This is a genomic window from Liquorilactobacillus satsumensis DSM 16230 = JCM 12392 (genome assembly GCF_001435195.1).
In the GTDB taxonomy this organism is placed as follows: domain Bacteria; phylum Bacillota; class Bacilli; order Lactobacillales; family Lactobacillaceae; genus Liquorilactobacillus; species Liquorilactobacillus satsumensis.
Map to the genome: position 1 here is coordinate 39,017 of NZ_AZFQ01000054.1, position 16,548 is coordinate 55,564.

The window sequence follows — 16,548 nt, forward strand, 5'->3', positions numbered from 1 at the left end:
CTTTATTTTGGATATCCAGATTTTCATACATCAAATCTTATTGTTCATTTTTTGCGCCTGTATGCTGCGCTGCTTAGTTAATTCTTTTTTAAATGCTCACCTACTTTAAGTGAAACTTCATTGGTGAGTTCATTGACATCACGCGCAATCATTAGTTCTTCATTTGTAGGAATGACAAACAACCTTGCTTTGCTATCTTTCCCAGTAAAATCCGCTTCACGCTCATTGGCGTCTTTGTTAGCTGCCAAATCCGCAAAGATTTGCAAAGCCCCCAGCTTGGCGGTAATCCGTGCGCGCATCTTAGCGTCTCTTTCGCCAATTCCACCAGTAAAGACGAGCGCATCTGCGCCACCGAGTTCCAACCAATACGCGCCAAGATAATCACAAATTTTTTTAACAAACATTTCAATTGCTAGCTGAGACTGAGGATCAGTTTTGGCTTTTTCTTCGATTTGGCGTAAATCAGCACTATGCTGTGAGATTCCTAACAAACCGGAATCATGGTTTAAAAGTGCAAGACAACTATCAATATTAGCAATCACACCCTTATGCATCAAATAGGCAAGTGCAGAAAAATCAACATCGCCTGCGCGTGAACTCATCATCAAACCAGAAACTGGAGAAAAGCCCATTGAGGTATCAACACTTTTCCCATCTTTAATAGCTGTAATTGACGCTCCAGAACCAAGATGGAGCGTAATCAGCTTTAATTTGGACAATGGTTTGTGGAGTTTTTGCGCAGCCTGTAGCGCAACATATCGATGGCTGGTGCCGTGAGCTCCATATTTACGTACCCCATATTTTGTGTAATAAGCATAAGGTAAAGCGTAAAGAAAGTTCTTGGCGGGCATTGCTGCGTGAAAAGCAGTGTCAAAAACGGCAACTTGGGGAACTTCAGGCAAGATTTTCTGAATTGCGGCAATCCCTTTCAAATTAGCAGGATTATGCAAAGGTGCAAGTTCACTTAGTTTTTCAATTTGTGTCAATACCTCAGGCGTAATTACAACAGAATGCGTAAAGCGTTCGCCACCAGCAACAATCCGGTGACCAACACCTTTAATCTCATCTAGGGAGGAAATCACCTTGCTATTTAACAAAAGTTTGACAGCATACGCAACAGCTTCATTATAATCAAAGCCCTGTTGGAGATGCCAAATTTTTTGTTGTGTTCCCGTTTTAAGTAGAATATTGCAATGTTCACGCTTGATAGGATCAAATAAAAGGCTAGCACTTTCCCTTTCGCATGGCATTTCAAACACACGCATTTTCAAAGTTGAGCTGCCTGAATTAACGGCTAAAATTTTACGCATAGGTGAACCCCCCAAAAACTTTATATGTGATTATATTCACAAATAAAATGATAGCATTTTATTCATAAATGTCAATGCAAATTGACCATCTATCTTATATTTAAAGGAATCAATACGGATAAAGAGATATTTATAAGCTTAATCAACCTTAATTTTATTTATTTTGTGCTTATTTTCACTAAAATTGCTAATGCCAACTAAATCCTTAACAGCACTCAACCCACCTTTAAAAGCTCAACTAGTGCTAATAAAAAATCTCCCTAGGCTTGAATTTTCATGTCCAAGTTTGGGAGAAATCTTCATGAAGACCGCTACTTAGGTTCTGTAAAACAGTTGATTCAACTATCAGTTCAGACTAAGAATGCTGTGTTAGTCCAGCTCCAATCCTTTTGTTTCCTTACCTAAGAAAATAATGGCAAGCACTGCGATTAAAATTGCACCGCAAAAAATACTAAAAATAACGGCAAAGGAAGAACCTGCTGCCAACAGACTGCCGACCATTAGCGGACCAAAGATCCCGCCCAAGCGACCAATCCCACCCGCTATTCCTGAGCCTGTTGCGCGTATTACAGTTGGATATTGTTCAGGTGAATAGGCATACAAAGCACCCCAAGCACCTAAATTGAAAAACGATAACAAAATTCCAGAAAGCAATAACATACTCAGGTTTGTTGCCGTTCCAAATCCTAAAGCACTTAACGCCGTACCTACTAAAAAGAGTGATAATACCCATTTACGCCCAGCCTTTTCAACCAGCCAAGCTGCCGCAAAATATCCTGGTAATTGTGCACAAGTCATTAACAAAGTGTAACCAAAACTGTGAACTAGGCTGTATCCTTTAAGTGCAATCACACTTGGCATCCACAAAAACATGCCATAATAAGAAAAGACGACCATAAACCAGACGATCCACAGCATTAAAGTTGCGCGGCGATAATTTGCTCCCCACAACGCCATTAATGACTGCAATAATTTCGGCTTTTCTTGTCTAACCCGCTGCCGATATTCTGCAGATTCGTACAAACCAGCACGTAAATACAACGCATAAAATGCCGGTAATGCCGCAATTAAGAGTGCAATTCTCCAACCCCAGCTAGGAATAACAAAATAAGAAATAAGTGCTGCAATAATCCAACCGCCTGCCCAAAAACTTTCTAATAAAACAACCGTTCTGCCACGAGTTTGTGCTGCCACATTTTCTGAAACTAGCGTTGAGGCCACTGGCAGTTCACCACCAAGTCCCGCACCCACGAAAAAGCGCAAAATTACGAATAATGTATATCCAGTCGTTAAGGCTGAAAAGCCAGTTCCAATTGAAAATAAGAGCACTGTGAAAACTAAAACATCTTTACGGCCCATACGATCAGCTAAAAAGCCGAAGAAAACGGCACCCACCGCCATCCCAATTGAGCTGACACTACCGATCCAACCCATCTGTAATTCATTAAGCTGCCACTCTTCTTTCAAAGCTGCAATTACAAAAGAAAGCATTCCCACATCCATTGCATCGAATAGCCATGCTAATCCCGTAACAAATAATAATCTCCGTGTACCAGAACTTCCCTTTTCCATTAACTTCCTCCAAAATTTTCTAAACTCCGCCAAGGTGTCAAGACACATGTGACAGCTAAAGTTTTACCATTTTTAGAGGTGTCTTGTCAACGCCTTAAACCCAAACCTATTTGCAGTTTTCAGTAGCACCCGCTCAATAAACTCCTGCAACCAGCAAAAAAGGATTGCGTCAAAATCTGCATCTGACTCAATCCTTTAATCTATTACAATTTGTAAATTAGCATCCAGCCTTATTTGCCTTGAATAGTCAATCCACTTTTAGCATCAAATAAATAAATGTTTTCTTTATGCAAGTACAACTGCAACTTTCGTTGATTACCATCATTAGGAATTCTTTTGGGGGTCTGAATCACAATATTAATCCCGTCTGCAGTTTTCAGATAGACCAGTGTATGACCGCCCATGTACTCAGCTAAATTTTTAACCGCCTCTAACACGAAATAATCCTTGCGCGGACTAGCTAACTCTGCGCTCCCACTTTTTTTCCCAGCAACTTCAACCTGTGTGACTTTTTCAGGCCGAAATCCAAGAATAATTTCGCGAGTATTTTGTGGCAATAACTCCTTGGCAACAATGCCACTTAGATCATAATCTACCCCACCGGTCGTAAAAACCCCTGTACTAGCCAATTTTCCTTTTAAAATGTTCATACTAGGCGAGCCAATGAAACGCGCTACAAAAAGATTGCGCGGTTTATCGTACAGCTCTTCTGGTTTACCGTATTGCTGTACTACTCCAGCACGCATAATCAAGATCTTATCAGCCATTGCCATTGCTTCTGCCTGATCATGTGTCACGTAAATTGAAACCGTCCCAAGCTGCCTATGTAGCTCAATGATATCTTGTCGGGTAGAAACACGCAGCTTGGCATCTAAGTTAGAGAGCGGTTCATCCATCAAAAAGATTTCAGGGTTACGGACCATGGCACGCCCCAAAGCCACTCGCTGCCGTTGTCCACCAGAAAGCTGGGCTGGTTTACGCAGCAGGTAATCAGTCAATTTCAACTTTTTAGCCGCAGCTTTGACCCTTGCATCAATCTCACTCTTAGAGAATTTACTAAGCTTTAAATTAAACGCCATATTGTTATAGACAGTCATATGCGGATAAAGCGCATAGTCTTGAAAAACCATCGCAATACTGCGCTTTTGAGGCGGAAGGTTATCAAAACGCTGTCCGTCGACCAAAATCTCGCCCTTAGTAACTTCTTCCAAGCCCGAAAAGCAGCGTAACAAAGTTGACTTGCCGCAACCTGATGGCCCAATAATTGCCACAAATTCCTTGTCATCAATTTCTAAATTGATATCTTTCAAGGTATCACTATCTGCTCCATCATATCGTTTATAAAGGTGTTCAATCTGAATCTTGCTCATGAGAAACGCCTCCTCGGGTTTATTCTTTGCTTTTGCATCTACAGTGTTTCATAATAAAAACATAAAATTTAAGTAAGAAAGAATGGTGCACTTGACAAACGGTTGAAAAACGAATTGGGGCGAAAAAGATGAAGAACAATTTTTTTAGGATTGCTGGGATAACTTTTATGTTGAGTTTATCATTATTTGTCTTAACATGTTGTAGTTTTGGCTCGCAAAAAGAACAAAGTTCAAAAATTACGCTTAATTTTTTTAATCAGAAACCCGAAATTAGCACCCAGTATCAAAAGCTTGCACGGCTGTATCATGCTAAACATCCAAATGTTAATATCCAAATAACAACTTCCGGTCAGGGGGGTGGTGCAGCGGCACTGCAGGCCAAATTTGCTTCAGGAGAGGCTCCCGATATTATTATGCTCGGGGGCTTGCCCGAAATTGACCGCTACAAAGAACACCTGATCAACCTTAAAAATCTCCAAGCAAGCAAAAACATAATCCCTGCTCTCGTAAGTGGAGGGCTTTCAAATAATCGCATGGTTGGAATTCCAGTTGACTTGGAAGCTTACGGATGGTCATACAATAAGGCAGTCTTTGCCAAAGCTGGAATTGATGTTTCAAAGATTACCAACTATTCTGAATTTTTGAAAGCGGTCCAAAAATTAAATGCTGAAAAAAAGCAACTCGGTTTAGAAGCCGTTTTCGGTTTCAACGGTGGTGATACTAATTCAATTGCCTCTGTTTCAGCTCAGTTTACTTCCTTGCCTTACAATAATAATTTAGTTAAAGCATTCAAAAGCACGACCTTTTCCTGGAAATATGAAAAACAAATGAAGCAATATTACGATCTTATCAAAAAATACAACGTCCAACCCATTCTGTCTGTCAAATATGATCCTTCAGTTCAGGATCTTTTCTTTAATGGCAAAGTTGCAATGATTCCCCAAGGAAATTGGATCATTCCTACCCTCGATGGCCTCGAAAAAGGGTATGTTCAAAAAAATTTAGGGATGCTGCCTTTCTTTGTTAAGAACAGCGGTAGCGCTCGAATCCTCACTGGTTCTTCATGGTATCTAGGAATTACCAATGATCATCCGCACAGAGAAAAGGCTGCTAAGGATTTCATCAATTGGATGTACACTTCTAAACAGGCCCAAAACGTCATTATCAACGAGATGCGCTTTGTGCCAGCCACTAAAAATTTTGACGTCTCACGCCTTCCAGATGATCTTTCAAAAGAAATCTATCGGATTGGTACTTCTAAAAAAGCACAAGCTCCGATTCACAAACAATATCCAAACGGCTTCACTAACCAGGCACTGGGTCCATACATGCAACGCTACTTCGTTAATCGCATCTCTTGGAGCAATCTAAAAAAAGAAGTCTCAGCTAAGTACCGACAACTTAGAGAAATTCAAAGTGGGGAGTGAGCAAAATGCTAATCAAAAAACACCAATATCTTGCTTTTGTTTTACCAGCACTTATTTTTATCTTGCTGATCATCGTTGTTCCTTTTTTGATTGGAATCTACTATTCTTTTACTGATTCCAATGGGTTACGTGCCTCCTTCATCGGCTGGAAAAACTTCGAAGTTCTCTTCCGCGACGCTACCTTCTTGCAAAGTTTCTGGCTGACAGTTAAGTTTTCTGTTGTCGCAGTTGTTTTGATTAATCTTGTAGGATTAGCTTTTGCACTGATTGTTACCACCCATAATAACCGGCTAACAAAATCACTGCGTACAATCTTCTTCATGCCTAATCTGATCGGCGGGATTTTACTTGGTTTCATCTGGCAATTTATCTTTACTTCTGCTTTTCAAGCTGTAGCAACCGCTTTTGACCTTAATTTTCTAAAAGGTTGGCTCAGTGATCCAACAACCGGTTTTTGGGGAATCGTAATCTTATTTGTCTGGCAGATGAGTGGTTACATCATGCTGATCTACGTTTCTTTCCTAAATGCAATCCCTCAAAATACAATTCAAGCAGCAATTTTGGATGGGGCTAAACCGACACAGATTTTCTTTTATGTTAAGTTACCGCAATTAGCACCTGCCTTTACAATTAGCCTTTTCCTAACCTTAGCCAATTCATTTAAACTCTATGAACAAAACTTAGCCTTAACCAACGGCGGGCCGTACCGTTCTACAGAAATGGTTTCGATGTATATTTACAACACCGCTTTTGTCAACTTTCAACAAGGATATGCACAAGCTGCCGGCATTATTCTCTTTCTTTGCGTAACTTTGGTATCCTTTATCCAGTTGGCAATCTCAAGAAAACAGGAGGGATAGCTGATGAAAAAGTCACGAAAAATTTTGCTAGGTTTTCTTTTCGGACTCCTTGCCCTCGGGTGGTTTTATCCATTTATCATCGTTTTGATCAATGCCCTAAAAGGTAAACGGGGAGTCTTCCAAAATCCGCTATGGTTCACCCGTGATTTCACCTTAACTAACTTTAAAACTGCTTATCAGGCTCTTGATTTCACCAATAGCTTTGTCAACTCGGTTATTATCACCGTAGGCAGTGTGGTAATCATTACTGTAATCTCAGCTGCAGCCGCTTACGCACTTTCGCGAGTCAAAGGTCCTTTTAGTTCTGTCGTCTATTACCTCTGTGCAGGCACCATGCTGATTCCCTTTCAATCAATTATGATTCCTTTGCTTTCGCTTTTTGGCAGAGTAAATTTTCTTAATCGAACCAGCTTGATTATTATGAATACTGGCTTATCTGTCAGTCTCTCAATTATTCTATTCTATGGAGCATTTCAGGGAGTTTCCAAGAGTCTCGACGAAGCAGCTGCCCTAGACGGAGCTTATCCCTTGAAAACATTTGTCTATGTTATCTTCCCGGCAGTTAGCCCTATGACTGGGACAGTTGTCATTTTAAACGCCATGAAGATTTGGAATGATTACCTGTTGCCTTCACTAGTAGTTAACAAGGATGGTATGTATACGATCCCGTTAAAGATGTACTCATTCTTTGGTGAAACAAATAGTCAATGGCAACTGGCACTCGCTGGATTAGTGCTGTCAATGGTTCCAATCATCATTCTCTTCCTCTTATTGCAAAAACAGGTTATGACAAGTGTGACAGAAGGTGCAATCAAATAGTAAAACTCAGCTAAGCAAAATGTGTACTTAATTTGCCGCTCAATTGTCTACCACTCCCAGCAATTCTGAAGAAAGGAATGGCAGCATATGAAAAAAGCAGTCCTGTTTAGCGGAATATTCTTGGGATGCATTGTTTTAGGAGGATTCTTGTTTTTTCTCAACTCTTCTCAAACTAACAAGGAAAAACGGCAAACGTCAAAACAAACGGTTGTGACCGGGGTGTACAAAAAAGCACAGTTAGTTGGTACTCCGATCACGGTAACCCGCAACTTGCATGCGCCTTGGGCACTCACTTACTATCGCAGCAGCTTACTAGTCAGTACGCGTGATCGCGGTGAAATTCTTGAGGTACTCACTAATGGTAAAACACGGACAATTGGGCGCATCGCTGAAGTTGAACATCAAAGCGAAGACGGCCTTCTTGGAATCACAACCCGAACCCTCAATGGTCAGTCTTACCTTTATGCCTATTATTCAACCACCCAAGATAATCGAATCGTACGTTATCAACTCACCGGCACTGAAGGTTCCTACGGGTTAAAGAACGCAGAAATTATTCTTAGTGGCATTCCCCACGCTACCAACCACAATGGCGGTCGCATCAAGTTTGGACCTGATGGAATGCTGTACGCAACTACCGGAGATGCTGGCAATCCTGAAAATGCACAAAAACTTAGCTCTCTGGCCGGTAAAATTTTGCGGATGACTCCGACAGGAAAAGTCCCAACAGACAATCCCTTTCCTAATTCGCTAGTTTATAGTTATGGACATCGTAATCCACAAGGTCTTGCATGGACAGATAAGGGAATTCTTTATGCCACCGAATTCGGTCAAAATGAATGGGATGAACTTAATAAAATTAAAGCTGGTAGCAACTATGGCTGGCCTCAGCATGAAGGCAAAACAGCAGCCAAAGGTTTCGTCTCGCCGCTTCAGCAATGGCGCCCAGCGGATGCCAGTCCAAGCGGTTTGGCTTTTTACAACGGAATTTTCTTGATTGCTAATCTTAGAGGAACTGTCTTGCGAGCTGTTGCAGCCACTGCACCACAGAGTTCCTTGACTTATTATTCAAAACAAGCTGACCGCCTGCGTGATGTCATCATTTCCCCCGATAAGAAAAAATTAATTTTTATTACCAATAATACCGATGGCCGCGGTTCTCCTGCAGCACATGACGATCAAATCTTAAGTGTTACCCTCAAGGCTAACTAAAAGTTACCGCAAAAAAAGTGTGCCCTAGCTTCAATTAAGAGACTAGTGACCCACTTTTTACTGCATAATTTTCACATTTTAAACTATAACGGCGTCGGCATCCAAGCAACCGTAAGCAAGTTCCCATCTGGATCTTTAATCTCTAACTCATACATTTGGTCTTCTGGAATATCCATTTCAACATGATAGAAATCACCGCCATTTTCTTTAGCGCGTTGGGCAAACTCTTTAACTGCAGCGATACTTTCCAGGTTAAATGAAGTCATCGAACCGCTGGCTTTCTTTGTATCAGCAATCACCTGTCCCTTTAAAAACTGTTGATAAAAAGCGTGCTGCAAAAGCATCACCCAAATGCTATCTGTCCACATCATTGCTGTCCCTTTTTCGTTCGAAAATTCCATATTCTGCTTAAAACCCAGGGCTTTATAGAATTTGATTGACCGTTGCATCTCAGTTACTGGTAAGTTCACAAAAATCATTTTTTTAACCATTGTTTTGCTCCTTTATCTAGTTTGCAATCTAAGTGTGACAACTGCCAAAAAACTTCGCACACTAACATCAACTACCAGCCAGCTATCTCAATTTCATTGTCTCATGCTTCCTTGAAGGCAGCAAATGATATCGCTTACAAAAGCATAAAGAAACAGCGCAGAGGCTGGTCACAAGTTAACCTTTGACTCAGCTCCTACTTTGTTCCAGCTAAACGAGTTTCATAAGTTAACCTTCCCTGTCTATCTGCGAATTTCTCAGTGCAAAGCACGCACCCTGTTCGTAAGTCCGCATTAGTACTCAAATTTTTTCGACTTATAGCACTTGCATTCAACTAGTGTCCGCTATTTTGCAGATAGTTTCCCACTGCTTGTCCTGCAATCCGACCTGAATTCCAAGCAAACGCACAACTCACACCTTCAAGCGTCGGATAAGAAGTGTCATACATCCCACTGGCATTATTACCCGTTGCATAAGCTCCTTTGAGTGCTAAGCCATCCATTCCAAGGACCTCCATTTTTTCATTAACACGGACGCCGCCAATTGTTCCCAATGAAGTCGTTGTTGCCTTGACAGCGTAGAAAGGTCCCTTTTGCAAATCAAACTGCAGGTATGCCGGGTCTTTGTAAAATTGAAGATCTGCCTTGTTTTTCACAAATCTATTGTATTCTGTGACCGTTTTAACCAACTCAGTAGCACTCATTCCCAGTTTGTCAGCCAGCACACTCAGGGTCTCCCCTACAAATGCTACCTGGTTGGCTTGTGCTTCTTGCAAATCTTCCTTGAGTTGCGCAAATGGTCCAATTTGATGCGTAACTTCTTTATGTGCCAAATTCTTAAAGGTTCTCTCGAATGAATCTGTCAAAGGAAGCGCCGTTTTAGTAATTTTAGCAACAAAAGCTTCATCAAAAAGATAGTAATAACAACCACCTGCTGCAAAGGTCGTGTTCCCCCACAGGGCAAAATCATAAACCACACCTTCATTTGTAAATCGTTTGCCTGCACGATCAACCCATAATAAAGGTAAGTTAGTTAGTGTAAAAATTGAAGGCTTGCGCCACTTAGGATCTACTTGAGAGACAACACTTGCAGCATGATTCTCAAATGCACCTTTTTTTCTAGTATCAGCCCCAATTTGAGCAAGCATTCGTAACCCATCGCCAGTTGCTTTTCGTTCTCCCATGCTATAAAATTCGCGGCTGTCAGTTTCTAAAGTTGATGCCACCATTTTTTGGTTACCAACAAAGCCTCCATCTGCGGCAATTACAGCACGACAATTGATTAGTCTGCTTCTTCCCTGTTTTTCAAGAATTTGAATGCCGGTAACTCTCCCAGCATCATCTGTAACTATTTCTTTTCCGGTAGTCTCAGTCAACAAGACGCCTCCAAGTGCTTCAAAACGTGCCAGCAAACGTGCAAACCCGTTGAATTTATCAATATACTGGTGATAAACCCTAGGATGTTTCTGATGTGCCTCTTGAGTATTTGACACCAACTCAGTTGCTAAACCATTTTCATTTAACCAGGTAATCGTGGCCGCTGATTCTGCTACAATTTTTTTTACCAAGGATTCATTGACTCGATGGTGACTATAATCTACCAGTTCCTGAAAAGCATCTTTGACGGTGTAGCTTTCACCGCTTTGTTGTTGCTGCTGACTTTCAACTGCAAACAATCCCTGCGCGCCAAACATCCCTGCTCCGCCCGGGCGATTTCCTTTTTCCAATAACAATACTGACAAATTTTGTTGTGCTGCAGTTAAAGCAGCTCCGATTCCTGACGCCCCTGCTCCAACAACGACAACCTCGAAATAATTTTGACTCATTTTTTCCGCCTCCTGACCTCTTTTGATTTTACTGGATACCTTGTGCATTATCAAACAAGATTTTTAAAATTAATCTTCAATCCAGATGCTAGTGCAACAACATTTTAAATTTACCGTTTTCCTCAAAAAGCTTGCTAATTTGCAGTAAAAGCCGCTCATTACCTTTGCGTGCAATGAATTGAATTCCAAGCGGCAATCCGCGTGCTGAAAGATATGTCGGTAGGCTGATCGCTGGTTGTCCCGTAATATTTGCGCGCTGTGTAAACGGTGTCAATGCTAAACTGCGTTCAAACAAGGCGCTCACCAGTTGGAGACGTTCGTTCTTGTTAAGTGCCGTCACATTCTCCATCTGTGGCACCAAGTCCGCGGGAATCAAATCCTGTTTTATTTGTGGTGCTGTAGTCGCAGTCGTGGGGGTTAAATAAAGATCATATTTTTCAAACAGTTTGTCGGCCGCATAACTAATTTGATCCCACGCGCTAAGTGTCTGGCTATAATCAACCGCGCTCAACTTCAATCCGGCTTGATAAATTACCCAAGTGGTCAATTCAACTTCTGAACGTGTTACCTTTTTACCTGCCCGACGCTCAAGATCTGCAAACAAACTAGCCGTTTCACCAGCATTAATAATATAATATCCCTGCATTAAGGCACGTCCAGCGATTGAATCCGTTGTTTCTTCAACTGCGATGCCTTGTCCTTCCAAAAAAATAACCGCCTCTTCAACTGCTTTTTGAGCAGCTGCACTCACCGGTGTCCCCACAGGAGAGGTTGTTGTATAGCCAATTCTTAGTTTTTGGGGTAACGGTTGGTTAATCGCTTGCAAAAATCCCGACTGTTCTAATGGCGTCTGAAAAGGTGCTGCAGGTTGCACAACTTGGAGTACATCTAGTAAAGCCGCTGTATCACGCACTGACCGTGTCAACGCAAAATCAAGCGCGGCCCCCTGCCATCCGCGCCATGAGCCAGGTCCGACTGGTACCCGTCCACGAGTTGGTTTTAATCCAATCAATCCCGTAAAAGAAGCTGGAATTCGTAAAGATCCTCCACCATCGCTTCCAGCAGCTAAAGTTACCATTCCTGCAGCTAATGCACTTGCGGCTCCACCAGAAGAGCCTCCAGGTGAATAATCAGTATTCCACGGATTACGAGCTGGTCCGTAGAGCAGCGGGTCTGTGATATTTTTGAAACCAAACTCTGGGGTGTTGGTTTGTCCGATTATAATAAAGCCCGCTTGTTGCAGTCTGCGTACAAAAAAATCAGTCTGCTGAGCAATATTGTACTGCAATAGACGTGCGCCCGCTGTGGCAGGCTCACCTGCTAAATTTTGACCTAATCCTTTCAAAAGTAAGGGCACGCCTGCAAAAAGAGCCTCCTTATTCACGGCTTTTGCTTCCAATAAAGCTTTTTTTGCTCTCGTATGAATAACCGCATTTAATTGGGGATTAAGCTGTGCACATTTTTGTAAACTTTCTTCCACCAGTTCGGAACTACTACAAATTCCAGTTTTTACAAGTTGTGCTTGCCCTAAAGCATCAATTGTCATTTTAGTCCTCCCGCTTGTTCAAATTCATTAATTGCCGTTTTGATTACCTCAACTTTAACTATTCCTCAGTATTTAAGCAATTATTTTGGCTAAAAAACTTGGTTCCAATTGACCTGTTTTTCCAAAAATACTTTATACTATAAACAACAACTTAGTGATCAAAAAATTTAAAAAATGCGCGAGGTGATTCCAATTAAAAACCTGCCTAATCTGATTACCCTTACACGGATAATTGCAGCTTGTTGTCTTCTACTAACAACACCATTTTCAATCCCGTTCTTTACGCTCTACTTTGTTTGCGGACTTAGCGATGTTTTGGATGGATATCTAGCCAGAAAAAGGCAACTGACAAGTACTTTAGGCCAAATCCTTGACAGTTGTGCCGATTTAATCTTCATCAGTTTTGTACTGCTACTTTGCTTACCTGTGCTTAAACTTTGGTGGGGACTAATTCTTTGGATTTTTGCAATTGCAGCCATCCGTTTACTTTCGTTAACAGTTGGTTATATCAGGTACCATCACTGTGCTTTTTTGCATACTTACGCTAACAAAGCAACCGGTCTAAGCTTATTTTTCTTTCCTGTTTTATTCACATTCTGGGATCAAGGAAGGGTTACTTCCATTATTTGTGCACTCGCGACAGTAGCCGCACTGGAAGAGTTGGTTATTAATCTGACTTCAAAAACATTACGCCGAGATCGTCCCTCAATCTTCAGCAAATAGTAAAGAGTTGGTTTAAAGAATACTAGTTGGGTCTGTTTTTTGTTTTTAGCAATTCAGCCTAAAAAGATTCAGCCAACACTGCTGACACATCTCTTTTTACAAGTAAATCCCGCTGTAGATCAGTTCCCATCTTAAAAACATGTTCTCCAAATTGTTTAAAACCCATTTTGTGGTAAAATCTCAAAGCCGAATTATTATGCTCCCAAACTCCAAGCCAGACATAGTCCTTACCCAGTTTTTGGGCCTGTTCAATGCCGTAATTAAGCAATTTGCTTCCCAGCCCTTGACGTTTGAACTCCTGCTTAATATAGATACGTTCAATCTCTAAAGCCTTTTTTCCCTGACTTTCCGATTGTGCTTCCCCCACATTGAGTTTTACATATCCGGCAAGTTTCCCCGCGTGAAAAATAAATTGAAATTCTGAATCAGGATTTGCTAATTCTTGCTTTAACTTTTCCAAGTTGTAGGCTGCCTGCAGGTACGCCCGCATATTTTCTACAGTATTGTCTGCTTCAAAAGTCTCATTGAAAGTTGCTATACTAAGCGTACGCAAAGTCGCCGCCTCGGTCCGCTTGACTCTTTTCATCTCATTTTCCATTTTTAATCCTCCTAATAGTTTCGCCGATTGCCTTTTTACCAATATTCATCCTTAAGTTTTCAGCAATTTTTGCTAAACGCTGTGCCACAATTTACTCCGTGGTGCTTGCCAAATGTGCACGTGCAATTGTCCCAACTTTTCTAAGCTATTTTCTGCTACTTTTCTCCCAATAATTGAAGAGCTGCTGTATCTTTCCAGCGACGACCATTCGTTAAGCTGCCCCCAGCCGGCTGACTTACTTAATCCCCTTTTTTGAAAGGATGCATGTTTTCATTATTAATGATTTTAGTTGCAACTGCAACTATGATAGTTTTTAAAACCCAAGGCCCGCCTAACTTTCAGAGGTGGCAACACATCCACATCCTAAGTGCTAATTACAGCAACTGGAACATCAGTATTTTGGTTTAAAAAAGGGACATGTTTATCTGAAAAAAATAAAAAGAGAGTGTGACATAAGTCGGGAAAATTTGAGTGCTAACTCAAATTACGAACATAGCGAGTACTTTGCTATGAGTAATTCGAAGTTAGCACTCAAATTTTGGCTTATGGAACACGTTTATCCGAAATAAAAGAGGAGCTGCGACAAAATTTAACTTTTGTCACAGCTCCTTTCTATATAAACTGCTTTTTAAGATCTATGTCTTCTTCAATCTTCATTTAAAAGTACGTTGTTTGTGCAACAGCCAAGTGCCGCTTAATAAGCTTAATACCGCAAGCAGGATGCCTGTCAGACTAAGCGTATTTCCAGCATCATCACCGGTTTGCGGCAGTGCTTTTGCCCACATTTCAGCTTCCTTGCGTCCTGTTTGTTCAACCGGTTGCCTAGTTTCATTTGACAGCGCATAGCTTGAGATCTCAGTCAGTTTATGTGTAGGAACAGCATAGATAATCTGTTTAGCAGTAATTCCGTCCAGTTTATGCACACGTCCACGCTCATTTACTGAAATATTTGCGGCTTTAATCCGACTGACACGCTTATTTGCATTAGCCAGCTGTGCAATTTGACTGGCAGCTGCAATCTCAATTGCTTTTTTCTGTGCAGCTAATTTTGTTTGAATATTATTTTTTTGCGTCTGATATTTGTCAGCCAAATTAATCAGTGCTTGTTGTTGAAGTGTTGCCAGCCTAGTTAATGCTGCATCTCTTTGTGTCACTAGTGCATTAAGCAAAGCAGCGTTGGTTAACTTAAGGTTTGCCTGTGCAATTAAGGCTGACGCAACGGCCTCTTTTGCAGCTGTGTATTGCTGATTAGCGCTTGCTTGCGCCTGTTTAATTCTTGCTGTTGCAGTTAATGCAATTGCTGCTTTTTGCGTAACATGCGAACTAGGTACAGCACTTGCAACTTCAAAGATAAGTTGATAAGGATAAGTCATGCTGGCGTTAGCTTGAACTGCGACCCCCATGTAATCTGCAACCACAAAATTGTGTAAATGACCATTGGCATGTGCATCATCAACATAGACCATCTCAGTAATTGCATTTAACAATGCCACCTTTAAAGCTAAGATCGTTGTTTTGCTTTCAGCTGCAGTCGCCTGTGCAACACCAAGATTCTCGCCATCAAGTTGCAATCCTTGTGCACTAAAAGCTGCTTTTTCAGTCTCATTGAAAGAAAGATGTGTAAAATCGAGCTGTTCTTGGTTCCGAATTGCCGCCTCAGCAATCGTCGCATCTTCAACGTTACTATTATACTTAAGTGTTTCTGTTCCAATTGCTGTTCGGTATGAGTTAACCAGGGTTACTGCATAATCTGCTAGTTCGTACTGTTGCTGCTTTGTTAAACCAGTTGTTGAAACAACGGCAGTTTTATCGCTATTATTCGTATTAATGTATCCATAATAACCATAATCAGATGCAACATCTGATTTCTTAACAACTGGTTTAGTTAAGACAACTGGTAATTGCGCTTCAGTAGAAATCGTATGTCCCGCAGTCTTCGCATAAATTATTGGATCACTATCCAACGTCTGCTGTGCCGGCGTAGCTGTTGCAGACTCGGCAGTACTGCTCAAGGCAGCTTGGGCAGTGGCAACTTTTTGCGCAGCTGCACTCTCAGTGGCAGCATTAGTTTGCTTTTGGTTATTAATTTTTTGCGCATAAGCTGAACTAGTGGCGGCAGATTCTGCTACCTGCTGTGCTTTTGTTTGGGCTACGGCGGTAGTATACTCTGTTGCAGCTTTGCTCTCAGCACTTGCCGCCGCACTAGTAGCAGCCTCCTTTTGGGTTGCAGCAGCGGTTTTAATCGAACTAGCACTGGTAGCACTCTGTGTCGTTGCAGAAATATCACTTGCATTTGACGCAGTCGTTTGAGTACTCGAAGTCGCCGCCTTTTCTTGCAGACTACTACTTGTACTTGCTGATTTTTCTGTAGTCTGCTGAGTTGTCACGGAAGCAGTGGTCGTAGTACTGGTCACCGCACTTGTTGTTGCAGTGGTCGCATTACTCAGCGGATTAGTGGGCGCCTGCTTAGCAGTTGCTTCATTAACCGTATCTGCATGCACATTCATAACCCCGATAGTCAATCCTGCAAATGCAGCAGTCGTTGCCATTGCAATCTTTGCTTTTCTCATATGTAACACCTTTATCATGTATTTTTTGATTTTTATTAGTTAATGCTTATTTTTGAAACTTCATAGTAATTTAATTCTAAATATGTATGAATATTTTTCTACAACAATATTTTAACACAAACTCGCTCATTAATAATAGCTACATTTAGATGTACCTTAAAGATATGCACAAAAATAGAGAGTGTGACATAAGTCGGGAAAATTTGAGTGCTAACTCGAAATTACGA

At 41.3% G+C, this 16,548-nt stretch carries 13 protein-coding genes; 5 read left to right on the forward strand and 8 right to left on the reverse strand.

What is annotated here, in order from left to right; genetic code table 11:
• Window positions 1-77: 77 nt before the first annotated feature.
• The 3 genes from FD50_RS11095 to FD50_RS11105 all read right to left on the reverse strand — a co-directional run bounded on the left by FD50_RS11095 (window position 78) and on the right by FD50_RS11105 (window position 4,252).
• On the reverse strand, window positions 78-1,310 hold the full coding sequence (locus tag FD50_RS11095; protein WP_056961747.1) for an acetate/propionate family kinase: 1,233 nt from the start codon (window positions 1,308-1,310) through the stop codon (window positions 78-80).
• Window positions 1,311-1,679: 369 nt separating this feature from the next.
• Window positions 1,680-2,882: an MFS transporter gene (locus FD50_RS11100; protein WP_056961749.1), complete on the reverse strand. Its 1,203-nt coding sequence runs from the start codon at window positions 2,880-2,882 to the stop codon at window positions 1,680-1,682.
• Window positions 2,883-3,112: 230 nt separating this feature from the next.
• Complete coding sequence (locus FD50_RS11105) at window positions 3,113-4,252, reverse strand: ABC transporter ATP-binding protein (protein ID WP_056961751.1); 1,140 nt, start codon at window positions 4,250-4,252, stop codon at window positions 3,113-3,115.
• 128 nt (window positions 4,253-4,380) lie between these two features.
• Between FD50_RS11105 and FD50_RS11110 the strand changes: the two genes are divergently transcribed.
• From FD50_RS11110 to FD50_RS11125, 4 genes are all read left to right on the forward strand, one after another.
• Complete coding sequence (locus FD50_RS11110; RefSeq protein WP_056961753.1) at window positions 4,381-5,679, forward strand: ABC transporter substrate-binding protein; 1,299 nt, start codon at window positions 4,381-4,383, stop codon at window positions 5,677-5,679.
• Between the two features lie 5 nt (window positions 5,680-5,684).
• Window positions 5,685-6,539: a carbohydrate ABC transporter permease gene (locus FD50_RS11115; RefSeq protein WP_056961755.1), complete on the forward strand. Its 855-nt coding sequence runs from the start codon at window positions 5,685-5,687 to the stop codon at window positions 6,537-6,539.
• 3 nt (window positions 6,540-6,542) lie between these two features.
• Window positions 6,543-7,358: a carbohydrate ABC transporter permease gene (locus FD50_RS11120; protein ID WP_049166078.1), complete on the forward strand. Its 816-nt coding sequence runs from the start codon at window positions 6,543-6,545 to the stop codon at window positions 7,356-7,358.
• 87 nt (window positions 7,359-7,445) lie between these two features.
• A complete protein-coding gene (locus FD50_RS11125) occupies window positions 7,446-8,570 on the forward strand; it encodes a PQQ-dependent sugar dehydrogenase (RefSeq protein WP_082610535.1) in 1,125 nt (374 codons plus the stop codon).
• An 83-nt stretch (window positions 8,571-8,653) separates the two neighbouring features.
• Here FD50_RS11125 and FD50_RS11130 read toward each other — a convergent pair whose 3' ends face one another.
• The 3 genes from FD50_RS11130 to FD50_RS11140 all read right to left on the reverse strand — a co-directional run bounded on the left by FD50_RS11130 (window position 8,654) and on the right by FD50_RS11140 (window position 12,430).
• Entirely contained in the window at window positions 8,654-9,061 is a 408-nt protein-coding gene (locus tag FD50_RS11130) for a VOC family protein (protein ID WP_054755795.1), read from the reverse strand.
• A gap of 332 nt (window positions 9,062-9,393) precedes the next feature.
• Complete coding sequence (locus FD50_RS11135; protein WP_056961758.1) at window positions 9,394-10,884, reverse strand: FAD-dependent oxidoreductase; 1,491 nt, start codon at window positions 10,882-10,884, stop codon at window positions 9,394-9,396.
• 88 nt (window positions 10,885-10,972) lie between these two features.
• Window positions 10,973-12,430 (reverse strand): amidase, encoded by a 1,458-nt coding sequence (locus FD50_RS11140; protein ID WP_056961760.1) that lies wholly within the window; start codon window positions 12,428-12,430, stop codon window positions 10,973-10,975.
• A gap of 183 nt (window positions 12,431-12,613) precedes the next feature.
• Here FD50_RS11140 and FD50_RS11145 point away from each other — a divergent pair, with 183 nt between their 5' ends.
• The gene (locus FD50_RS11145; RefSeq protein ID WP_201780649.1) at window positions 12,614-13,153 is read left to right on the forward strand and encodes a CDP-alcohol phosphatidyltransferase family protein; all 540 of its coding nucleotides are present in this window, start codon (window positions 12,614-12,616) and stop codon (window positions 13,151-13,153) included.
• Between the two features lie 58 nt (window positions 13,154-13,211).
• On the opposite strand, the gene FD50_RS11150 is transcribed toward FD50_RS11145, so the two are convergent.
• Together FD50_RS11150 and FD50_RS11155 are read right to left on the reverse strand one after the other, a co-directional pair.
• The gene (locus tag FD50_RS11150; protein WP_056961762.1) at window positions 13,212-13,751 is read right to left on the reverse strand and encodes a GNAT family N-acetyltransferase; all 540 of its coding nucleotides are present in this window, start codon (window positions 13,749-13,751) and stop codon (window positions 13,212-13,214) included.
• Between the two features lie 653 nt (window positions 13,752-14,404).
• Complete coding sequence (locus FD50_RS11155) at window positions 14,405-16,321, reverse strand: SEC10/PgrA surface exclusion domain-containing protein (protein WP_056961764.1); 1,917 nt, start codon at window positions 16,319-16,321, stop codon at window positions 14,405-14,407.
• Between the last annotated feature and the right edge of the window lie 227 nt (window positions 16,322-16,548).